This window comes from Chloroflexus sp., assembly GCF_034431535.1.
In the GTDB taxonomy this organism is placed as follows: domain Bacteria; phylum Chloroflexota; class Chloroflexia; order Chloroflexales; family Chloroflexaceae; genus Chloroflexus.
In genome coordinates this window covers 16,503-38,520 of record NZ_DAOUDC010000012.1, presented here as the reverse complement: position 1 = coordinate 38,520, position 22,018 = coordinate 16,503, and the positions used below count along the sequence as shown (strand labels likewise).

Below are 22,018 nucleotides of genomic sequence, written 5' to 3'. Positions count from 1 at the left end.
AAACCTCACTTCGCTACCATAAACCGCACCAGCGCCCAGACGATCGCTCCCGCAGCGATGATGTGCATCAAGTTGAGGATCATCTGTTCAATCAAGCTGATCGGCAGGGTGAAGGGGCCAGCGAATGAAATGACTAGCACCACGGCTGCGATTATCAGAAAGACACGCAGCGGGCGAGCGGAGAAGCGGTTGAACAACGCTACGACAACGGCTGCGCCGATCGCCGGAATAACGGTTGAAACAATCACCGCCACCGCTGGCAAGGGCATTGGTTCGTTCGTGGGTGGCGCCGGGGCAAGAAACTCAAACCCAGCGGCGCGCGCGACGAAATAGACAATCAGGTTTGCAATCACGCCGGTAAGAGCGCCGATGAGCGTGGCGAGCGGTAGACGGCGCAAGTCGGGAGTTTGGTTCAGCCAGTTTATCATCATATCCTCGGTTGGAAATAGCTACCCAAAACCTAAGACCCCTGTTCTCCACGGTTCAAGGGCGGACAGAGCGTATGAGCATAGATGTGGTTGATATGGCGTGGCGATGTGTCGTTTCACCCTCAACCCCAGCGTCGCTCCTACTGGTTCAGGGACGGGCAGACCATCTGATCCGGAATCCGGCCCTGAAGGGCCGGGCTGGGGGTACGAAGCCCACTGCGCGGGCTACTGGCCCTCACCCCCATCCCCACTCCCACTGGCGCGGGAGAGGGGAGCGAAACGCCGCGCGTTGAGGCATCGCACAGCGATCAGTTGTATTCAGCCACATGTTCTATCCGCTCCTCAACTCTCTGTGGGTGAGACAGCGATTTAGGAGGCAGGATAGACCCTCTAATCACAGACGGCGGAAAAGTTTGCCGATTCTCCGTATCCTCCGCGGTCATCCTTTTCACGCCTGATCGGCCAAATTGCGATACACCCGTTGCATCGCGGCAACCAGCGTTGTGGTTTCTGCTGCTGTTAACCCTGCAAACGCCTGCCGGGCCACCGCTTGGCAGGCCGCTTCGACCACCGGCCTGATCGCGCGCCCGCGTTCGGTCAGCCAGACGTGGCGGGCGCGGGCATCGCTAGGAGCGGTGCGTTGGGTTACGAGACCGATGCGGGCCAGCCGGCGCACCATCTTGCTGACCGTTGGAGGCTCGATGCGCAGGCGAGCGGCGAGCCGGGCTTGGCTTTGGCCATCCTCTTCCCACAACACGCGCAAGATCATCTCTTGCCCGACGTACAACCCGTGCTGGCTGAGGGCAATGTCGAGCTGGTTGCGATAGGCTTTGCAAAGATTGGCGAGCAAGAAGCTCAGATCGTCTTTTATCATTATTGGCTGGCAAATAATAAGCTGGCTAAGAATATTGTGCCAATGAATTGTTTGTCTGTCAAGGGTGCGCATGCTCTTAGGCGGCGGTTGGCTGGCGTAACGAACTTGGCTGACCAGCCGCCATGATCAGTCGGTTCACGTCAGCGTTCAAATAGATTGTGCGGCTGGCTGGATCGCTCAAGCGGCTGGCTCGCTCTTGCACCAAGGCGCGGCCTAGGTCAAGAATAGCCTGCGCCCGCGGGTCACGATTGGCTTCCAACACCTGATAGGCCGTCCAATAGATCCGCAGCGTCTCTTCCGTGCCGTAGAGGTTGCCGCCGGCGAGCAGATGCTCAACAATTGGTGCGGCCCGGCGCAAGGCTTCGGGCAGATCGTTGCGCGCTAGCGCAACACGGATCAGGCCAGCCTGCGACTCAAGGACGAGCGTGTGGTAGTTGAGGCGTTGGCGAAGCGCTTTCGCTTGAGTATATGCTTGCTCGGCTTCATCGATCCGGCCTAGCGCCAGCAAGGCATGGCCTTGGAAGTCGTAGCCGTAGGCTTGGAGATCGAGCAGATGAGCGGCCTGTTGGGTCGCTGTGCGGGCATAGTCGAGCGCTAGTTCGTGGCGTTGGTTGTGGTGAGCATGCAGGCTCAAATTGGCCAGTACCACGGTGTGATGTTTTTGATTGCCCACTTTGTCGCTGAGCGCGAGCGCGATTTGAGTGTGCGCTAACGCGCGTTCGTAGTGCCCCATCTGGTCGTACGAGATACCGAGATTAATATGGGCAACTAACTCGGCATCCCGGTTGCCGCACTCACGGGCCAGCGCCAATTCTTGCCAGTAGTAGCGTTGCGCCTGCCCGTAATCGCCGCACGCATCGGCATTTTGCGCCAGCAGGTCGAGCACGTTGGTTTGGTGATAGGTCAAGCGGAGGCGCTGGTAGATCGCGAGCGCCTGTTGCAGATAATATTCTGAGCCGGCGAAATCCCCTTGCGCGTTGACCACATTGCTGAGCGTTTCGTTGCAGCGAGCCAACATCAGGTAATGATCGGCTTTGCCGGCGAGATCGAGAGCTTTTTGCGCGTACTCCTTTGCTAGCTCGTTGTGGCCCGCGTGGAGCTCACACCAACTCAGCAGACGCCAGTAAGTACTTTCGATCGCGAGGACGTCGAGCGAGTCTGCCGGAACGGATTGATCAAGCACCGCGCGCAGCCGATCCAGCGTTGCCCGACCGGTTTCTTTGTAACTTCCTGCGTTCTCGATGATGCCCAGCCGCAAGAGTGTTTGGGCAAGCAATAGCGGATCGACCATCTGTTCGGCTAGCCTGACCGCTTCGTGGAGCATTGCCTCAATCGCTGGCCCGCCGCTGCGATAGCGCTGTAACAGCCCTTGAGCAAGCAGCAAATGCACTCGTAGCCGTTGGCTGGCCGGTTGGTTGGGGTGGCTCACGTAAGCCAGACTCTGCTGGATCCGCTCTAGCCCATCGACTAATCGCCCGCTCAGGTAAAAGAGATCTTCGTAGGCGGGCGCCGCAGCGCTGGCCAAGTCCCACTCGCTATGCGCCAATGCCCAGCGCCACGCGGCTTCGATATCGTTCAGGCTCGCGATCAATCGCTCGCGGACGGCAAAGCTCTCCGCTCCTTGCATAGCGTGGTACGAGCCGGCCAGCCAGCCCAAAAACCAGTGGGCATGGCGGCGAGCGGCTTCGTTAGCTAGCTCATGACCAAAATCGCCAGCCAGCTTCTCGCTGGCGAGCTGGTGGATATGCTCGTGGAGCCACACGGTACTATCGTCAAGCCGGCGGACTAACGCCAGATCAAATAGCTCGTCCAGCGCTGGCGCATCGCCGGTAATGGCCTGCGCCGCCTCGATCAGGCATGGCGCTCGCACGATGCTCAGCATTGCTAGCGCTTGCCGGCTGCGTTCCGTCAACGTCTGCCACGTCGAGACAAAGATGGCAGTCAAGCTGCGATGGCGAGCCGGTGTATCGGCCAGCGGACTGCGCAACGTTTTGATGCTCTGCTCGACCGTCTGGCGTAAAGCCGGTAAACTCATACTGTACAGCGAGGCTGCGGCCAGTTCGATCCCAAGCGGCAAACCGTCAAGATCGGCGCAAATGTGTTCAATATCATCAATTGCCATCCTGCCGCTGAACGCAATGCCACTACGCTCAGCAAGTTCGATAAACATCTGTGCGCTAGGACTAAGCCCTTCAGCAGTGATAGCGGTCGAGAGCGGTCTGACCTTGAGCACCTGCTCGCGGCGCAGATGGAGCGGCTGGCGGGCTGTGATCAAGGCGACGCAATAGGGTGCAGCTTCTAGCAGTTCGTTGACAAACAGGTTCGCAGCGGCGACGTGCTCGAAACTATCGAACACTAACAGGTAGGCGCGTGTTTGCAAAGCGGCAATGACTTGCTCTGGCACTGGCTGGCGATCGTTTAGTTCGATGTGGCAGGCAGCAGCAATGGCGCGGGCCACATGTTCGGCGGCATCTTTATTGGCTATCGCAGCGTCATCTTCAGGGTGCAAGAAGATATACCGCACCCCATCCCGGAACGCATACTGCATCAGGTGCGCGGCGCGCATCGCCAGCCGGGTTTTGCCAATCCCGCCGGCCCCGACCACACTGATCAGTTGCATATCGGGCTGATTGAGCCAGCCGGCCAGTGTCTCCACCTCGCTTGCCCGCCCGATCAACGGCAATTGGTCAATCGCAGCAGCTTGGCGTTGTGAGGGCAGGCTTGTTGCGTTGGTCAGATGGCCGGCGCGAATCGTTGATGCCAGATGTTGCGTCTCGGCTTCCGGCTCGATCCCGAACTCGCGCTGCAAAATATCGCAACAGGTCTGGTAGTGCGCTAGCGCCGCCGCGCGTTGCCCCTGCTGGGCCAGTGCTCGCATCAGTTGGCGATGGGCCGCTTCGTGCCATAGTTCGAGATGCAACTGTTGGCCGGCATAGCTTTGCGCTGCCGGCCAGTCGCCTTCGCGCAGCGCCCGCTCGGCGAGATGACCGAAGACCTCGATCGCGGCCCGGTGCATTGCTTCCCCTTGGTGGGTTGACCATTCGAGGAACAGTTCGCTTTCCGGGCTAATACCGGCCAGAAATGCCCCGCGGTACAGCGTAGCGGCCGCTCGCACATGCGCTTGGCAACTGGGACAACCGGCGGCAGAGCGGTGGGAGTGGTTGCGTACCGCTGCAACTGCTTGCGTGAAATCTAACGCATCAACCTGCCACGAGCTGGGCAGGTCGAGGGTGACGGTAGCAGGTTCGGTGCGCAGTACGTGGTGGTCATTGCCGAGCGCTTTCCGGATACGGCTCAAGGTGACGCGCAGTGTATTTTGCGCGACGCTCTGCGGTCGATCTGACCAGAGCAAATTGGCCAGCGTCTCGCGCCGCACGGCTTGCCGTTGGTTGAGGCACAGCCACGCGAAGAGCAAGCGCGCGCTGTCGGTTTGAAATGCACTGTTTAGTGAGACGCCGTCGCGGCGAACGTCAAAACCGCCTAAGAGTTGAATGTGCCATTCAGTCATGATGATGCGTTAGGTGATGGGTTGGCAACATGATCGAATTATACAACTTGCCGGTGGTGATTGCCAACAGCACGTATGACGGCTGGACCGCCGTGGTAGGAGCCGGACAGCCGTCTGGCGCTGCTTCGCGCCTTTACCCCTTTGCGCCGTGATGAGAGAAGGACATCCATCCGGCTCTACAATTTTCGGAAACCTGTTACAATACTTGTCATGACAGCCATTTCCGTCCAACACCTCCACTCTGCCCTGCGCGCTGCACTCTGGATGGCCGGCGCGTTGCTCTCGTTCAGCGCCATGGCCGTCGGCGGGCGCGAACTTGCCGCCGAGCTGTTCACGTTTCAGATTCTCTTCTTCCGTAGCTTGATCGGTCTGTCGCTCGTTGCGCTAGTTGCGCTGCGCTACGGCGGCGAGACCCAGTTGCGCACGCGCCGCCTGCCGTTGCATCTGGCCCGCAATGTGGCCCACTTCGGCGGCCAGTACGGCTGGTTCTACGGCTTGGCTTTCATCCCGCTGGCCGAGGTCTTTGCGATTGAGTTTACCGTGCCGCTGTGGACGGCGCTGCTCGCGGCGTTGCTGTTGCGCGAACGGTTAACTCGCGCCCGGTTAGCAGCGGTGGCGCTGGGTGTAGCCGGGACGCTGGTCTTCTTGCGCCCTGGCATGGGGTTGGTGCATCCGGCTGCCTTGGCTGTGCTGCTGGCTGCGTTTGGCTACGCCACTGCCCATACTCTGACCAAAAAGCTAGTCAGCACCGAGTCGCCGCTGGCGATCTTGTTCTACATGACCTTAATCCAACTTCCGCTCGGCCTCATCCCGTCATTGCCGGATTGGACACTGCCCTCGCCGGAGCGATGGCCGTGGGTGCTCGCGGTGGGTGTCTCGGCGTTAACTGCGCACTACTGCATGGCGCGCGCGTTGCGGTTGGCCGATGCCACTGTGGTCGTGCCGCTCGATTTTCTCCGCCTGCCGTTGATTGCGCTGATTGGCGCGCTCTTCTACGGCGAGACGGTCACGTGGCCGCTGGCGCTTGGTTCAGCCCTCATCCTCGCCGGGATTGTGGTCAATCTGCGCGCCGAGCGGCGCTGATATGTTGTCATTGCGAGGGTGCGCAGGCCCCACGTCGCCGGGGCCGGACGCCCGAAGCAATCCCCCGTGAGAGCGTGATCAATGCCTAACCGTAATCGACCATCTCACCAACGCTAACCTGCTGCACCCAACCATCCCTGTGCTACAATGACGGTAGGGCTGCGCCCAATCCGTCACATCCGAGAATATTCGTGTTGTTATGACCTTTCCCACCAGCGGTAACATCCTCTCTCATATCGTCAGTTTCGGCTATCTGCTGCGCGAAATGGGTATCGCCGTCAGTCCCGGCCAGATTGTCGAGCTGATCGAAGCCATCGAGCACGTCGGCTTACTGCGCCGCGAGGATTTGCGGGCAACAATGCGGTGTATGCTGGTCTTGCGCCGGGAAGACCTGCCATTATTCGAGATGGCCTTTGAATTCTTTTGGAAGAAGGCGCTGGGTGTCGATCTCGAACGCGAGATGATGCAGATGCTGCTGCCACAGGTCAAGATTCCGCGCCGCCAGTTGCGTTTGCCGCGCCGCCAGCCGGTCGCTGACGATGCCGATCCGACTGAAGGGCAAGAGCGGGAAGAGATCGATATTCAGCTCACCTTTAGCCGTGATGAAGCGCTGCGCACCAAAGATTTCGCCCAGTGTACGTGGGAAGAGGTGCAAGCCTGCAAAGAGCTGATCCGGCGCATGGAGTGGCGCATCCCGCCGCGCCGCACCCGCCGCCGCCGTGCGGCCCGCGCCGGTCGCCTGCTCGATATGCGCCGCACCCTGCGCCAAAGCTGGCGGTTCGGTGGCGAGCCGGTGGAACTGGCGTGGCGCGATATTCGCACCGAGCCACGCCCGCTGGTGCTGATTTGCGATATTTCCGGCAGTATGGAGCGCTACTCGCGCATTTTGCTCCAGTTTGCCCATGCGATTTCGGCTGGCTTGGGCGATGTTGAAACCTTTGTGTTCGGCACGCGCCTGACTCGCATCACCCGCCAGTTGCGCCACAAAGACATTGACGATGCGATCGATGCGGTCAGCAAGCATGTGGTGGATTGGAGCGGCGGCACCCGCATCGGCGAAGCGATCAAGGAGTTCAACTTCCGCTGGGGCCGGCGCGTGCTTGGGCGCAGCCCGGTGGTGATGGTGATCAGCGATGGCTGGGATCGCGGCGAGCCTGAATTGTTATCGCGCGAGATGGATCGGCTGCAACGCTCATGCCATCGCTTGATCTGGTTGAACCCGCTGCTCGGCACGCCCGGCTACGAACCGCTGACGGTCGGGATGCAAGCAGCGCTGCCGTTCGTTGATGACTTTTTACCGGTGCATAATCTCGTGAGTTTAGAGCAACTCGGCGCGAAACTGGCCTCGCTCAGCGCGCAGCGCCCGCCGCGCCGCCAGCGTCTGACGACGATGCGAGGGACGCGATGACACATCCTGCTCAGTTGAAGGCGGAAGCTGATGCCTTGATTGTGCGCGGCAAAGCGTTGATTGCCGCCGATCTGCCACAAGCGACCGATCTGCTCAATCAGGCGGTCAAGCTGTATTGGGCGGCGGGCGACTACTACAGCGCCGCGGCGCAAACTGGCAACTACGGCTGGGCGTTGCGCCGTATGGGCCGGCCCGATCTGGCCCGGCCCTACTTGGCCCGCGCCGCCGAGATCTTCGCTGATCTCGGCCTCGCCGATTTCGCCGAGCGCCATCGCGCCGCTGCCGAAGACATCGCCGCTGATCTGACGCCCGAATTTCTCGCCAGCTTGCCGCCGGCAGTCCGGCAGGCGATCGAGCAAGGCGATGGCGCGGCGTTACAGTTTGCGATCAATGGCTTGCCGCCGACTGAACAGCAGCAGGTCATCGACCGCTTGGCCGCGATTGGCCTGATCAGCATTGCTGAGAGCGAAGAAGATGCCTCTCATGCTGTGCAGCAGTTCGAGCCATTGTTGCAGGCGATTGCCGCTGTCGCGCGCGGTGATGAGAGCGAGCGAGCCGATGTCGAGCGCGCGTTGGGTGACCTTGAGCGCAAGGGGTGGCGCATTCGCAAAGCTGTGCGCCAAATCTGGCAAGGCGAGCGCCGTCGCCAGCGCCTCACCTATGGTCTCGATGAGGTTGACACCGCGATCGTTAATCGCATCCTTGATCTGCTGGCGTGAGGAATCGCCGCAACAAGGCGTAGGTGGCATCGGGTATGACCTCCTCCTACCCGCCCCCACGCTGGGGGGGCGGTGTGTGACTCCCTTCCCCCAGCGGGGAAGGGGCTAGGGATGGGGTTAGGAAATCGCCACGAAGAGCCACAAAAGGTTCAAAAAAGTATGGTAAACGCTGGTGTCTCGTTATGGCTCTTCCCCCAAAACCCCTTTGCGCCCTCTGCGAAGCCGGACAGCCGTCTGGCTCTACTGCACCTTTGCGTTTTACCCCTCTGCGTCTTTGCTCGCTTTGCGCCTTTACGGTAGCGAAACGCGGGGGTTGGGGTGCGAGACTTAGTTAGCCAAAAAACTGTTGCAACGCCGCTAGCGTCTCCGCCGGCGCCTCTTCGGGCAAGAAATGGCCGCCGGGGACGCTATGGCCCTGCACATTGACCGCATACTCGCGCCAAACCTGCAACACATCGTAGCGCTTGCCGACAAAACCGTCGCTGCCCCACAACACCAGCAGCGGGCACAGCACCTTACGCCCGGCGCGGAAATCTTCGTCATCGTGTACGAGATCGATGCTGGCCGCCGCCCGGTAATCGGCGCAACTGGCGGCAATTGCGGTGGGATCGCGAAAACAGCGCGCATACTCGGCTATCGCCTGCTCGGTGAACGTGGTGGGTGTACGCCCCCAATGCGCCAGCTTGCTGCGCACCCAGAACTCAGGATCAGCGCCGATCAGCCGTTCGGGCAACGGCGCCGGTTGGATGAGAAAGAACCAGTGGTAGTAAGCCGTGGCAAAGGCGCGGTCAGCGGTGAGGTACATGTGATGGGTCGGCGCAATATCAAGCACGGCGGCGCGTGTTACCCGATCAGGATGGTCGAGGCACAGGCGATGCGTCAACCGCGCCCCGCGATCGTGCCCGGCGACGGCAAAGCGGGTAAAGCCCAATAGTTCCATTAACCTCACCATATCAGCGGCCATTACCCGTTTGCTGTAGGTCGCGTGCTCGGCATCGTCAGCCGGCTTGTCGCTATCGCCGTAGCCACGCAAGTCGGCGGCCACCACCGTAAAGGACGCCGCTAACGCTGGCGCAATCGCGTGCCACATTGCATGGGTTTGCGGGTAGCCGTGCAGCAACAGCAGCGGCGGCCCGCTGCCGCCGATCGCGCCGGCAATCGTCACCCCGCCGATCGGTTTCCGAAACGGTGTACATCCGTTAAGAATCGTCACGCTCGAACCTCATGATTAGTTGTGAAATTATTTCCCATTTCGAGTATAATCCATTCTATCCGAGTTCAGCATAACCGTTGGCCACAAGGGAAGGAGGAAACGACGTGGTTTCTCGCATGCGTGTGATCGGACTGCTGCTGGTGGCTTTGTTGGTGAGCGCTTGCGGTACGACAACGCCTATGAACGCGCCTACGGCCGCACCGGCCAGTGGTGGTGCGGCGCCTGCCCCTGCTCCCGCACAGACTCTCCGTTACGCCTTTGGCGGCGGGCCGGTAGGTGGCGTCTTTCAGGTGTATGCCGATGTGCTCTCGCTGATCATTACAGAGAAGGTGCCCGGTGTTGATATTACGGCTGAGGGTACCGGCGGTTCCGCCGAGAATCTGCGCTCGGTGCAATCTGGCGATCGCCAGTTTGGCATTGTCTATTCTGGTGATGTGGCGTTAGGTGCATTGGGCCAATTGCCCGATGATCCGACGGTTTATAACAAAGTGATGCCGGTCGCACCGTTGTACGGCGGTGTTGCGCACTTGGTCGTCTCTGAGCGCAGTGGGATTACCTCGGTGAGCGATCTGGTCGGCAAACGGATTGCGTTGGGGAACGCCGGTTCCGGCGCTGCCCTGAGCGCTGAGCGTTACTTCAAGGCGCTGAACCTGTTTGATAAAATCCAGATCGAATATCTGGGCTATTCACAAGCAGCGGCAGCCATGGCTGACGGCCAGCTCGATGGCTTCTGGGTGCTGGCCGGCTTCCCCAACGCCTCGGTGCGTGAGGCCGCGACGTCGACCAAGATCCGCCTGATCGATATCTATACGCCGGGTCTCGAGGGCGGCTTCTTCGAGCAGTACCCCTTCTACTCGCCGCGAGCGTTGACCGGCGGCGCGTATGATGGTATGCCCAACGATGTGATGAGCTTCCAAGATACGGCGCTGTGGGTGGCTAACGCCGATGTGCCGGCTGATATTGTCTATCAGGTCCTGAAGGCGGTTTACCTTGAGGGTGGTCTTGACCGGCTGCGCGAGGCCCATCCATCAGCCAAAGAGATGGGCTTGGAAGTGGGCATTACCGGTATCGCGAACAAATTGCATCCCGGTGCGGTCAAGTTCTGGACTGAGCAGGGTGTGCAGATTCCTGACGAACTGAAGTAAGCGTGATGGCAAGTGGCAACGGTGTCGCTGAAACGGAACCGGAGGGAGTGATACCTCCCTCCGGCGCTACTGCATGAAGGGGTCGTTATGGCTGAGCTAAAACCATCTGGCGGGATGCCAACCAGCGACGAGATCGATCAGGAAAAGGTTCGCCAATACCTCGAACAAGAAGAGAAACCAACCCGCTCGCTAGGTCGCTTTTGGGGGGCAATTGTAGCCCTGATCGCAGTCGGCATGGCCGGGTTTTATATTTACACTGCCGGCACCTTGCCGGCGCCGGTACAGTGGCAGCGCGGCATCTATGTGATGCTGACCTACATTCTGGTGTTGCTGATCTATCCGGCGGTGGGCAAGAAGAGCCCGGCCAAGCCATGGTTAGAGCGGTTTGCCGATCGGTTGCCGGGGCCGGTGCGGGCGATCGTGATGCCACACGGCGGGCCGACGATCATCGATTTGATCTTGATTGCCGTCGTGGTGGTGGTAGTGGGTTACTTTATCCTTAACTATCCCTCGCTGCAACGGCGGGCCGGGGCCTATAATCAGACCGATTTTCTCGTCAGCGTAATCGGTTTGATCGTCTCGCTTGAGATTGCACGCCGCGTGCTGGGTTGGTCAATGACCTTAATCGGTCTCTTCTTCACCCTCTACTTGCGGTTTGGATTTGTCCTCTACGACATACCGATTCTCGATACCTTCGCCCATCGCGGCCAGCCGTGGCAACGGGTGGTAACCGTCCTGTTCCTCGACCAAGAGGGTGTGTTTGGCGTGATGGCCAATGTGTTGGTCAGTTACGTCATTCTCTTTATCTTCTTTGGCGCATTTCTCAACAAAGCCGGCGCCAGCCGCTTCTTCATCGACTTGCCGCTCGCACTGGCCGGCAGGAGCACCGGTGGGCCGGCCAAAGTCGCGGTGTTGTCATCGGCTCTGTTTGGCTCGATTTCCGGCAGTGCCATCGCCAATACGGTCAGCACCGGTACCTTTACCATCCCGCTCATGAAACGGGCCGGCTTCCGTCCGCATGTGGCCGGCGCGATCGAGCCGTCGGCCTCGATCGGCGGTGCCTTTATGCCGCCAGTGATGGGGGCCGGTGCGTTCTTGATGTCGGAATTGACCAATACGCCGTATTCGGTGATTGTCGCCGTTTCAATCGTGCCGGCGATTCTCTACTTTTTATCCGTGTTGACGATGGTGCATTTTGAGGCCAAGAAGTTTGGCCTCAGCGGGATCAAAACCGAGCATACGGCGTGGCAGATCATTCGCAATGAATGGTATTTGTCGCTGCCGTTGATCGTGGTCATCTTCATGCTCGCTCGTGGCTACTCACCCGGCTATGCCGCGTTTTGGTCGATCCTCTCATGCATTCCACTGATGTATATGCTGCCGGAAAACGTGGCCGACTTGAAGAGTCCGGCGGCGCAAGGCGGAACGCTGCTGCACGCCTTTGCTCGCAGCACCGTGCGCGTGCTCAAGACGATCAATGAAGCGTTGCAGAAGGGGGTGCGCGATACCTTGGTGATTGGCGCGACGGTGGGTGTGATCGGGATGATCGTCGGTACGATCTATGCTACCGGTGTCGGCCAACGCTTCGCCAACATTATCGTGAGCCTGAGCGGCGGTGATATTCTGGCGGCAGTGACATTGATTGGAATAGCCTCGCTCCTGCTCGGCATGGGTGTGCCGGTGACGGCAGCGTATTTGATCACTGCTGTGATCGCGGTGCCGGCACTGACCAGCCTTGGCGTGGCGTTGTTGGCGGCGCACATGATCGTCTACTGGTTTAGCCAAGACAGCAATATCACCCCGCCGGTCTGTGTGGCGGCGTATGCCGGTGCAGCCATTGCCGGCGCTGACCCGTGGAAGACCGGCTGGACATCGTTCAAGTTTGCGAAGCTGCTCTATGTGATGCCGTTGCTCTTCGCCTTTACGCCTGAAATCCTGATGATCGGCACAAGCGGCCAGCCGCTAATCGATGTAGAATGGAGTAAAGTCGCGATGTCGTGGTTCTCGGCCTCGCTTGGCACGATCGCATTCTCGGCGGTATCGATGTTCTATCTCGTGCGCAAGACGACGTGGTGGGAATGGATTATCGCGGCGATTGGCACCTTTTTCTGCTTCTGGCCCAGTCTGCTCACCGATCTGTTGGGGGTGGCGATCGTTGGCGGCGTCTGGCTGTGGCAGTGGTACGATGTGCGCCGGCAACGGCAAGCCAAGATGCAGTCGAGCATGGCTGATTAGGTGGTAGGAGGAGTGCAGGCAATGCACGACATTCTTGACGCAATCGACCGCTGGTTGGCCCGTGGCGAGCAGGTGGCGATTGCGACGGTAGTGCGCACAATGGGGTCGTCGCCGCGGCAGGTGGGGGCCAAGATGGCGGTGTCGTCGGGCGGTGCGATGATCGGCTCGGTCAGTGGCGGTTGCATCGAGGGTGCAGTGTTTGAAGCGTGCCAAGAAGCGATTGCTACCGGCCAAGCTCGCTTGCTCCATTTTGGCGTCGCCGATGAGACGGCGTGGGAAGTGGGGTTGGCGTGCGGCGGTACGATTGATGTGCTGGTCGAGCCGCTGCGGTAAAAGGAGGGCTGGAGGCACAGCGGGCGAGCCACCCGCGCTCCAATGGCGTGTTGGGGGCGCGGGCCGTTGGCTGGAGTAATGCCCCACCCCAGCCCTACCCCTCCGGGTTAAAGGGCGGATAGAATGTTTTATTGAGCACAACCGTTGATCGCTGTGCGATCCTCAACGCTTGCTTCTCCGCTTCCCTCTCTCGCGCCAGCGGGAGATGGACTGGGGGTGAGGGCGAAATGGCACATCGCAAAGTTATCAACCGTATCTGCGCTCATAAGTTCTATCCACCCTTAAAACCTCTGGGGAAGGGAACAGACTCCTTTGCTAAAATGGGACAAGGGACGCGGCAATATCTCTCACCCCTTTCAGGTGAGATCGCACGTCTTCGCCCGAAGGGGTCTCAGCGCAAGGCGGGCCATCCTTGCTAGCCGGTAGAGATCCTAGACAATCCTTGGTGTCTATAAAGATGTAACTCCCCTGCTTGCATAACGGGCGAGAAGAGGCAGGGCACGAGGGTGCAATGTCGTATGAGCGTAATCTATGAACTGGTGCGCGACGCTGTGCGCAATGGCCGGCCATTGGCGACAGTAACGGTGCTGGCCGGCGGGCCGGTCGGGGCTAAGCTGGCCGTGACACTCGATGGCCAAACCTTTGGCGATTTGGGGGATGGCAATCTAACAGCGCAAGCAGTGCAGACGGCGCTGCCCTTGCTGGCCCAAGGCGACACTCAAGCGATCACGCTGGCCTCTGGCGCAACCGTCTTTATCGAGAGTTTTGTGCCGCCACCAACCCTCTTTATGGTCGGCGGGGTGCATATCAGCATCGCATTGGCGGCGCTGGCCAAAGTCGTTGGCTTCCGCACCGTCGTGATCGATGCTCGTGAGGCGTTTGCCACCGGTGAGCGGTTTGCGCATGTTGATGAACTCATCGTCGCGTGGCCCGATGAGGCGCTGGCGGGCCGGCTCGATGCGCGCAGCAGTGTGGCCGTGCTGACCCACGATCCCAAGCTCGACGACCCGGCCTTGCGGGTGGCGTTGCGTTCACCGGCGCGCTACATTGGCGCACTGGGCAGTCCCAAGACCCATGACCGCCGCCTTGAGCGGCTGGCCGCCGAAGGCTTTACCGCCGAGGAATTGGCCCGCATCCACGGCCCGATTGGGCTGCCGATCGGCGCGAAGACGCCGGAAGAGATCGCGCTGAGCATTCTGGCGCAGGTGGTGCAAGTTGTCCGGCGGGGTAGGCCGGCATAATTGGCAACGCACACGGGACACGGATATACTCGGATGGAGCAATGGATGCAGCCTGATGTCGTTATCGCTAGAAGCTGCCATTGCCTACGTTGAATATGCGCTTGGTGCTAGCGAGGAGACCTAACCATGCCGCCGCTTGATCGCCGTCAAGCCGAATTGCTCTACGAAGGCGCGCAGGCGCTGGTGCGCGGGGATAAGGAACGCGCGCGCGAGTTGCTGCTGGAACTGGTGGAATTAAATGAACAAATCCCGGAAGCGTGGCTTTGGCTGAGCGGTGCGGTTGACGATCCCGCCGATCAGCGGGTAGCACTGGAAAATGTGCTGGTGCTTGACCCTGACAACCTCTATGCCCAAGAAGGCTTGGCGTACCTTGATGCGCAGGGGTGAACGCATAACTTGAGGCATAGATAACCGGGTCAGCGAACTAAGCCATCTGTGGCATGCGGCAGTATCACTGCCGCATGCCCTTATGAATTGCCCTCGTGCGGGTGGATTGTGGTTATGGAATCCGGTGCGGCGCAGCTATGGAGCGTGGCAGGTATCCTGCCGCAGTTCCTCATCCAAAATCGCCCACATACCGCGATAAGCCACTTCTGGAGTGTGGCAGTTTGACTGCCGCACTCCAGAATGAATTGCTCTGGTGCGGGTCTTTGGGCGGACAGCAATGTGGTTGCGTACAACCGTTGATCGCAGTGCGATGCCTCACCGTTTAGCGTGGCTCCCCTCTCCCGCGCCAGTGGGTCGGGTCTCAAAGCCACCAATCGTATCTGCGCTCATGCGTTTTGTCCGCCCTCGCGTGGGTAGAGTGTGGTTGTGTAACCAAATGCAGCGCAATTCCTCATCAATCGCCAGCATACCGCGATAGGACACTTCTGGAGTGCGGCAATGTGACTGCCGCACTCCATCAATGAATTGCTCTGGTGCGGGTGCAGGGTGGTTATCTACCACCCCCGGCGACACGCATTACCTTGCTCAACATGCACGCCATCAGGCTGCATTCGGTGATGCGCCGCCCCTGCTCACCCCGCCATCGCCTGCCCGACCCAATACGTATGCCGGCTGACCGTCACCATCCCGCGCACAGCAATGCCCTCGACCGGAGTGACTTCTGCTTCATTGACTAAGACGAGGGTGGGTTCGACGCCGGGGAAGCGCATCTTGTAGGCGGCAATCGCCGCAGCGATCTTTTGCGCTACCGGTGTTTTCGGGTTGTCGTCGTACCACATCAAGAAGGGCGGCTGCCGGCGCTTGAGAGTGTCACTGCCCGATGCGAGAGCGACTGCTACGGGTGCCAGCGTCGTGAGGGGTGTGCTGGCTGGCGCTGATGATTTACGAGCCATAACCGATCCTCTTTCTCTCAAATTACAGGAACGACCATCCGCAACTGCGCAGTAGACCGATCCTCCTCCCAGCATCGCTCACGTTGGCGCAGGGTATTACTACTCAGCCCCTAGCAGTGATGGCCGCGTTTGCGCCCTCGCAATGACAATGACGAGGATCAAGTGCATCGTAACGTGCTGTTATCCTCACCCCAAGGGCGCGCTTAGGTGGGGGCAATGGCATGAAGATATGCGCCAGCCCCTGATTACCAGCGCGACCAGTGTCCTCGCTCGTGTTGCCGATACCACCGGCCTGTTGCCAGATCGTGGATCAATGTCTGCTCACCGCCATCGGTGCAACGTACCCGGTAGTAGCGCAAATCGCCGTCGTGACGGCACACATCACGAATCCAGACAATGCTGCTGACCCGATGCACGCGATCATCGTGGCGGAAGGCGGCTGGCAGGAAGCCAAACCGTAAGGCGAGCAGTTCGATTGGTTCGCTGCGTGGCGGGCAACGCATCCGTTGCGACGCCGGTCGATAGGCCGCCTTTTGTAACGTTTTCCAGCTCAGCATCGCGTCCCCCCGGTGTTGGCATAGCTACTGAGCTGAAGTATATCAGAACATTTGTTCAATGTCAAGTCGGATCGGGGCGTTCCCAATCGCCGCTGCGCCCGCCTCGTTTGGCGATCAGGCGAATCCCATCGATCTGAATCAGCTTGTCAACCGCCTTGCACATGTCATAGATCGTCAGCGCTGCAATGCTCACCGCCGTGAGCGCCTCTATTTCGACCCCGGTCTGACTAGTGCAGCGCACCGTCGCTTCAATCTCTAGCGCATTGCCGGCAGGGTCAGGGGTAAACGTGACGCCGGCATGGCTGAGGTTGAGCAGATGGCAGAGCGGAATCAGTTCGGACGTTCGTTTGGCCGCCATAATTCCCGCCACCCGCGCCACTGCTAGTACGTCACCCTTTGGCATCCCCCCGCTCATAATCAGGCTGAGCGTCGCCGGCTGCATGATCACCCTCCCTCGCGCAATCGCTTCACGCGCGGTGATCGCCTTCTCGCCGACATCAACCATCCGCGCATGCCCGGCAGCATCAAGGTGGCTCAATTCGTTCCCTGATTCGCTCATGTGTTTCCCTCTGAATATAGATTTGATAACCTTTACCCATCCATTCGCTCAGATATTCTACTCGATCTCTGCTATCGCGCGCATTGCAACCAAATTGTTATGTTTTTAGATGCTTTGGCCGCTTGAAACTGGGTGCTAGGTCGGCTATAATGTGGCGGCAGGTGGGGAAAAGTGGGGAAAAGTGGGCGACTTTCCCATCTACGCGGGGGTAACGGGCGTGTTTCTGGGGACGCACGAACATACTATCGACGAGAAGGGCCGGCTGGCAATTCCGGCCCGCTTTCGCGCCGAGCTGGCCGGTGGGATGGTCGTGACCCGCGGTTTTGACCGTTGTCTGCTGATTTTCCCCTTGCCGTTCTGGAGTGATTTGACCCGCCGGGTGAGCGCGCTGTCGTTGACCGATGAAGATGCGCGCATGTTGCGCCGGTTGCTGTTTGCCAACGCTTCCGAGCAAGAAATGGATCGGCAGGGGCGGATTTTGCTGCCCCAGAGCTTGCGGGAAAACGCCGGTTTGGCCGATCAGGCAGTGTTGGTGGGCCTTGATACCTTTATTGAGGTGTGGGCGCCTGATCACTGGCGCGAGGTCGAAGAGCGGCTCGCTAGCCAAGGCCCGCGCTTTGACGAACAGATGCGCAAGTTGGGGATTTGATGGTGGTGACGTTCCAACATACGCCGGTGTTGCTGGCTGAGGTCATCGCGGCGCTGGCCCCGCGTCCCGGCGGTTGCTATCTCGATGCGACCGTTGGCGGCGGCGGTCACGCGCTGGCGGTGTTGCAAGCCGCCCAACCCGGCGGGGTGTTGTTGGGGATCGATGCCGATCCGGCGGCACTGGCTGCCACTGCCGGGCGGCTGGCCGAGGTCGGTCTCGGCCAACAGGCTGTCTTGCGCCACGGATCGTTCGCCGATCTGGCTACGTTGGCCGCTGAGGCCGGTTTTACCGCCGTCGATGGCATTCTGTTCGATTTAGGGGTGTCGTCGTACCAGCTTGATACGCCGGAACGCGGTTTTTCGTTTGCAGCCGATGGCCCGCTCGATATGCGGCTTGACCCGACCCAAGGCCCGACGGCGGCTGATCTGGTGAATCGCTTGAGCGAGCGCGAGCTGGCCGACATCATCTTTCAGTATGGCGAAGAGCACGCGGCCCGCCGGATTGCGCGCGCAATTGTCGAACGCCGGCGCTCGCAGCCATTTCATGCCACTGCCGATCTGGCGGCGGTGGTGGCTCGCGCCGTGGGTGGCCGTCACGGGCGAATCCATCCGGCAACCCGCACGTTTCAAGCGTTGCGAATCGCGGTCAATCACGAGCTTGACCGGTTGGTGGCGGCGTTGCCGCAGGCGGTCGCGCTGCTCTCGCCCGGTGGCCGGCTGGCGGTGATCAGCTTTCATTCACTCGAAGATCGGATCGTCAAGCAGTTTCTGCGCGCTGAGGCCGCTGGTGAAGCGCCGCGTTTAGCCATCATCACCAAGAAGCCGGTGGTGGTCAGCGATGCGGAAGTTGCCGCCAATCCGCGAGCGCGGAGCGCTAAATTGCGAGTTGCCGTTCGGATTGCGTAACGAGGGCGGCTAGAAGAGGAAACGCGATGGCAGTCAGAAGCGAACAGATTCCAGCTCTGTTGGGGCGAGTGCGGCTGCGCCGGATCGATCTCTCGCGGTATCTCAAGCTTGATGGCGCGCGCTATATGCTGTTGCTGGCGCTGATCTGCTGCCTGTTGAGTGTGTTAACCCTCTTGCAGAGCGGATTGGTGGCGCGGATGAACTACGAGCTGGTGGAGCTGCGCCAGCGGCAAGTGCAACTGACCCGCGAGTATTCGCAATTGCAAGAGCAGATGGCGCGGGTGCAGTCGGTCGAGGCGCACCTCAAACGGGCCGCCGAATTGGGGTTCCGCCAACCAACGCCTGATCAGTTGCGCTATGTGCGGATTCCGAATCTGCCGAATCTAGATGAGTAACGAGCTATGGCTGCCACCACTCGCCGCACACATTCGAACGCTTCCACAACTGCTGTCACACCGCCAGTCGGGCGTCTCGCCCGCTGGCGGTTGCAAGCGTTGTTGACTGGTTGCGTGGTGATCACGCTGATCGTGACCGTGCGGTTGGTCGATTTGCAAGTAGTGCGCAGCCAAGAGTTGGCCAGCAAAGCGCGGCTCGAGATTGAAACGCCGGTGCTGCTGGCTCCGCGCCGGGGCCAAATTACCGATGCGAACGGCACCGTACTGGCGATGGACGTCGAGCGGCAAAGTCTTTTTGCTATTCCGCCGCAGGTGCCGGCTGATCGCAAAGCTGAGATTGCCTTGTTGGTCGCCGGTCTGACCGGCGCTCCCGCCGAGCCGATCTTGTCGGCGCTTCGCTCTGACCGGCAGTGGGTGCGTTTGGCCCGCTGGCTCGAACCAGAAGTGGCGGCGCAAGTGGCCGAACTCAAGCTGCCCGGTCTGCGGCTGGTCTACGAGCCGATGCGCTTCTATCCGCAAGGGATTATGGCGGCGCAGGTAGTTGGGGCGCTGAATCTGAATGGCGAGGGGATTAGCGGCATTGAAGCGTACTACGATCAGCTCTTGCGGGGGATGGAAGGCCGGGTGGAGGGTGAGTTCGATCCGGCCCGCAACCCGATTGCCACTAGCCTCTCGCGCACGCTACCGCCGCAAGACGGCGCCAACCTGCAATTGACGATCGATCCGTTCATCCAGCAGGTGGCCGAGCGCGAGTTGAAGCAGGCGATTGACGAGCAGAATGCCGATGGCGGGACGGTGATTGTGCTCGATCCGCGTACCGGCGCGATCCTCGCTATGGCGAGCTGGCCATTCTTTGACCCCAACCGCTGGCAAGAGTACCCGCCGGAGGTGTACGGGCGCAATCCGGCGATTGGCATGGTCTATGAACCGGGCAGCACATTTAAGATGTTTACCGCCAGCGCTGCGCTCAGTTCAGGTGCGGTAACGACGAGCACTACCGTGGATGATCCGGGGTGGGTGGTGCGCTATGGCCGCACGCTGCGCAATTTTGACGGCGCGCCGCGCGGGTCGCTGACGCTGGCCGGCATGCTCTACTATTCGAGCAACGTGGCGGCGTTACAGTTTAACGAGCTGACCGGCCCGGAAGCGTTTTACCGTACCCTGACCCGCTTCGGCTTCGGCCAGCCGACCGGGGTTGATCTCGCCGGCGAAGAGAGCGGGATTGTCAATTTCTACGGCGGCGCAGGCTACAATCCGCTGACCTTCTTGATCAACGCCTACGGCCAAGCGATTTCGGTGACGCCGTTGCAATTGGTGCAGGCGGCGGCGGCCATTGCCAACGATGGGGTGATGATGCAGCCCTATGTCGTGCAGCGAATCTGCCGCAACGATGGGTGTGTGCAGACGCAGCCGCAGGTGGCGGGGCAGCCAATCGAGCCTGAGGTGGCCCGTGCTGTGCGCGAGATGCTGGTCGAGGCGGCCAACCACTATGCCCCTGTCATCTGGGGGCCGCGTACCGGTAATTGGCGTGACCAATGGCTTGTACCCGGCTACCGGGTTGGGGCCAAGACTGGTACCGCATCGATCCCGTTGCCCGGCGGCGGCTATGACCCGAACTACACAATCGGTTCGGTGCTGGGGATTGCGCCGGTTGATGAGCCGCGCTTTGTGGTGTTGGTCAAGATCGATCGACCAAAAAAAGATACTCTCGGTGTGTTAACCGCGATTCCGGTCTATTACAACGTGGTCGATCAATTGTTGCGGTACGCGCATGTGCCGCCGGATCGGTCGCTCGTCAGTCCGGGACAACCGTAGGTGTGGATATGGCGTTCGCTCTCTCAGCTTGGTATCAGCTGCCGCCGTCGCCGCTCAATCGAAACGAGCGGAAGGGAGATGCTATAATGGCCTCCGCGAGGCGCTTGGCGCGCAAGGTGACGTTGGGAGGGCGATTTGATCAAGCTCGACAATTTGTTGTATGGGGTGCAACCGCGCACGACGCGGCAGGCGGTGGCTGTGCCGCCGCCGTGGGTCGGCCGGCTGATCGGCCCAGTGGTGACCGATTCACGCGAGGTGACGCCGGGATCGCTCTTTGTAGCCCTAGCCGGCGAACGCACCGATGGGCATCGTTTTTTACCCGATGTGGTGGCGCGCGGCGCGGCGGCAGCGTTGGTGTCGCCGGTGACGCTCGCGGTGTTGGCTCCCGATCTGGCGACGGCAGCCCGGCCATGGCAGTTGATCGAGCCAACCCAAAGCGCGTTGTTGGCAAACGTTCCGCCTGATGCGTGCCTCCTCATCGCTGTAGACGACCCGCTGCAAGCGTTGCAGCGCGCAGCCGTCTACCATCGGCGGATGTTCACGCCGACGGTGATCGGAATCACCGGCAGCGTGGGCAAGACCTCGACCAAAGAGGTCGTCGCGGCTGTAGTAAGCCAGCGATTGCGAACCTTAAAAAGCCAACGTAGCTTTAACAGTGATGTGACATTGCCGGCTACTTTGCTCGGGCTAACTGCCGACCATCAAGTGGCAGTGCTCGAGATGGGGATGTGGGCGGCGGGCGAGATCCGCTTCTTGGCGGCGCTCGCTCGTCCCCACATCGGAATTGTGACTAATGTCGGCCCGTCGCACCTCGAACGGCTTGGCAGCATCGAGGCGATTGCCAGTGCGAAAGCGGAATTGCCTGAGTCGTTGCCGGCTGAGGGCTGGTGCATCCTCAATGCCGATGATCCGCGGGTGGTGGCAATGGCGACGCGCACGCCGGCGCGGGTGTTGACGTATGGCTATGCGTCGCACGCCGATCTGCGCGTGACCGGTGTGATCAGCTATGGCCTATACGGGATTGAGCTCACGGTTGTCTATCAAGGCGCGCAGCATCGTTTGCGCACTCCCTTGATAGGGAAGCACCACGCCTATACGGCGCTGGCGGCAATCGCGGTTGGTTTGGTGCTCGGTTTGGATTGGGAAGCGATTGCGGCCGGTTTGCGCGATCCCGGTGAACAGTTGCGCCTGCGGGTGGTGCAGAGCCAGACCGGGGTGACGATTATTGACGACACCTACAATGCGGCGCCGCTGTCAATGATCGCTGCGCTGAACGTGTTGGCCGAAACGCCGGGCCGCCGGATCGCCGTGTTGGGTGAGATGCTCGAATTGGGAGCGGCAACCGAAGAGGGGCACCGGCAAGTGGGTGCTGCCGCTGCCCAGACCGCTGATTGGTTGGTGGCGGTTGGCCGGCAAGCGCAGACGATGGCTGAAGCGGCGCTCGCGGCGGGTATGCCGCCCGATCGGGTGGCAATCTGCCCTGATAACGAATCGGCGATCGAACTGCTCAATCAGATGATCCGCTCTGGTGATTGTCTGCTTATCAAAGGATCGCGCGGTGTGCAGATGGAAACGATCGTTGCCGCGCTCCGAGCCTGAGCGTTATCCCAT

21 protein-coding genes are annotated in these 22,018 nt (G+C 60.4%); 14 read left to right on the top strand and 7 right to left on the bottom strand.

Annotated elements, in window-relative coordinates:
• Positions 1-5: 5 nt before the first annotated feature.
• The 3 genes from U9R61_RS02420 to U9R61_RS02410 all read right to left on the bottom strand — a co-directional run bounded on the left by U9R61_RS02420 (position 6) and on the right by U9R61_RS02410 (position 4,810).
• On the bottom strand, positions 6-428 hold the full coding sequence (locus U9R61_RS02420) for a DUF6069 family protein (RefSeq protein WP_322487230.1): 423 nt from the start codon (positions 426-428) through the stop codon (positions 6-8).
• 448 nt (positions 429-876) lie between these two features.
• Positions 877-1,302, bottom strand: coding sequence for a MarR family transcriptional regulator (locus U9R61_RS02415; protein ID WP_322487229.1), 426 nt, complete (start codon positions 1,300-1,302; stop codon positions 877-879).
• Between the two features lie 76 nt (positions 1,303-1,378).
• Positions 1,379-4,810, bottom strand: a complete 3,432-nt coding sequence (locus U9R61_RS02410) for a BTAD domain-containing putative transcriptional regulator (protein WP_322487228.1) — start codon at positions 4,808-4,810, stop codon at positions 1,379-1,381.
• Positions 4,811-4,839: 29 nt separating this feature from the next.
• On the opposite strand from U9R61_RS02410, the gene U9R61_RS02405 reads away from it, so the two are divergent.
• From U9R61_RS02405 to U9R61_RS02390, 4 genes are all read left to right on the top strand, one after another.
• Complete coding sequence (locus U9R61_RS02405) at positions 4,840-4,962, top strand: hypothetical protein (RefSeq protein WP_322487227.1); 123 nt, start codon at positions 4,840-4,842, stop codon at positions 4,960-4,962.
• Positions 4,963-5,020: 58 nt separating this feature from the next.
• Positions 5,021-5,893, top strand: coding sequence for a DMT family transporter (locus U9R61_RS02400; RefSeq protein ID WP_322487226.1), 873 nt, complete (start codon positions 5,021-5,023; stop codon positions 5,891-5,893).
• A 199-nt stretch (positions 5,894-6,092) separates the two neighbouring features.
• Positions 6,093-7,301, top strand: coding sequence for a VWA domain-containing protein (locus U9R61_RS02395; RefSeq protein WP_322487225.1), 1,209 nt, complete (start codon positions 6,093-6,095; stop codon positions 7,299-7,301).
• A complete protein-coding gene (locus U9R61_RS02390; RefSeq protein ID WP_322487224.1) occupies positions 7,298-8,020 on the top strand; it encodes a tetratricopeptide repeat protein in 723 nt (240 codons plus the stop codon). The genes U9R61_RS02395 and U9R61_RS02390 overlap by 4 nt, the downstream gene beginning before the upstream one ends.
• 331 nt (positions 8,021-8,351) lie before the next feature.
• On the opposite strand, the gene U9R61_RS02385 is transcribed toward U9R61_RS02390, so the two are convergent.
• Complete coding sequence (locus tag U9R61_RS02385) at positions 8,352-9,233, bottom strand: alpha/beta hydrolase (RefSeq protein WP_322487223.1); 882 nt, start codon at positions 9,231-9,233, stop codon at positions 8,352-8,354.
• 179 nt (positions 9,234-9,412) lie between these two features.
• Here U9R61_RS02385 and U9R61_RS02380 point away from each other — a divergent pair, with 179 nt between their 5' ends.
• The 5 genes from U9R61_RS02380 (at position 9,413) to U9R61_RS02360 (ending at position 14,574) form a co-directional block, all read left to right on the top strand.
• Positions 9,413-10,378, top strand: a complete 966-nt coding sequence (locus U9R61_RS02380; RefSeq protein ID WP_416208808.1) for a TAXI family TRAP transporter solute-binding subunit — start codon at positions 9,413-9,415, stop codon at positions 10,376-10,378.
• An 87-nt stretch (positions 10,379-10,465) separates the two neighbouring features.
• On the top strand, positions 10,466-12,613 hold the full coding sequence (locus tag U9R61_RS02375) for a TRAP transporter permease (RefSeq protein ID WP_322487222.1): 2,148 nt from the start codon (positions 10,466-10,468) through the stop codon (positions 12,611-12,613).
• Positions 12,614-12,634: 21 nt separating this feature from the next.
• Positions 12,635-12,946 (top strand): XdhC family protein, encoded by a 312-nt coding sequence (locus tag U9R61_RS02370; RefSeq protein WP_066782631.1) that lies wholly within the window; start codon positions 12,635-12,637, stop codon positions 12,944-12,946.
• Between the two features lie 518 nt (positions 12,947-13,464).
• Complete coding sequence (locus tag U9R61_RS02365; protein WP_322487221.1) at positions 13,465-14,187, top strand: XdhC/CoxI family protein; 723 nt, start codon at positions 13,465-13,467, stop codon at positions 14,185-14,187.
• A gap of 126 nt (positions 14,188-14,313) precedes the next feature.
• Positions 14,314-14,574 carry a hypothetical protein gene (locus U9R61_RS02360; protein WP_322487220.1) on the top strand — a complete coding sequence of 87 codons (261 nt, stop codon included), beginning with the start codon at positions 14,314-14,316 and terminating at the stop codon, positions 14,572-14,574.
• A 632-nt stretch (positions 14,575-15,206) separates the two neighbouring features.
• Here U9R61_RS02360 and U9R61_RS02355 read toward each other — a convergent pair.
• The 3 genes from U9R61_RS02355 to moaC form a co-directional block, all read right to left on the bottom strand.
• The gene (locus U9R61_RS02355) at positions 15,207-15,527 is read right to left on the bottom strand and encodes a hypothetical protein (RefSeq protein WP_322487219.1); all 321 of its coding nucleotides are present in this window, start codon (positions 15,525-15,527) and stop codon (positions 15,207-15,209) included.
• Positions 15,528-15,772: 245 nt separating this feature from the next.
• Complete coding sequence (locus U9R61_RS02350; protein ID WP_322487218.1) at positions 15,773-16,084, bottom strand: hypothetical protein; 312 nt, start codon at positions 16,082-16,084, stop codon at positions 15,773-15,775.
• A gap of 61 nt (positions 16,085-16,145) precedes the next feature.
• Positions 16,146-16,643 (bottom strand): cyclic pyranopterin monophosphate synthase MoaC, encoded by a 498-nt coding sequence (moaC, locus tag U9R61_RS02345; RefSeq protein ID WP_322487217.1) that lies wholly within the window; start codon positions 16,641-16,643, stop codon positions 16,146-16,148.
• Positions 16,644-16,860: 217 nt separating this feature from the next.
• Here moaC and mraZ point away from each other — a divergent pair, with 217 nt between their 5' ends.
• The 5 genes from mraZ (at position 16,861) to U9R61_RS02320 (ending at position 22,006) form a co-directional block, all read left to right on the top strand.
• On the top strand, positions 16,861-17,292 hold the full coding sequence (gene mraZ, locus U9R61_RS02340; RefSeq protein ID WP_416208814.1) for a division/cell wall cluster transcriptional repressor MraZ: 432 nt from the start codon (positions 16,861-16,863) through the stop codon (positions 17,290-17,292).
• Positions 17,292-18,197 carry a 16S rRNA (cytosine(1402)-N(4))-methyltransferase RsmH gene (gene rsmH, locus U9R61_RS02335; protein ID WP_322487215.1) on the top strand — a complete coding sequence of 302 codons (906 nt, stop codon included), beginning with the start codon at positions 17,292-17,294 and terminating at the stop codon, positions 18,195-18,197. Before mraZ ends, rsmH begins: the two co-directional genes overlap by 1 nt.
• A 26-nt stretch (positions 18,198-18,223) precedes the next feature.
• Positions 18,224-18,592, top strand: coding sequence for a hypothetical protein (locus U9R61_RS02330; RefSeq protein WP_322487214.1), 369 nt, complete (start codon positions 18,224-18,226; stop codon positions 18,590-18,592).
• Between the two features lie 6 nt (positions 18,593-18,598).
• A complete protein-coding gene (locus U9R61_RS02325) occupies positions 18,599-20,407 on the top strand; it encodes a penicillin-binding protein 2 (protein ID WP_322487213.1) in 1,809 nt (602 codons plus the stop codon).
• Between the two features lie 135 nt (positions 20,408-20,542).
• Positions 20,543-22,006 carry a UDP-N-acetylmuramoyl-tripeptide--D-alanyl-D-alanine ligase gene (locus U9R61_RS02320; RefSeq protein ID WP_322487212.1) on the top strand — a complete coding sequence of 488 codons (1,464 nt, stop codon included), beginning with the start codon at positions 20,543-20,545 and terminating at the stop codon, positions 22,004-22,006.
• The last annotated feature ends 12 nt before the right edge of the window (positions 22,007-22,018 follow it).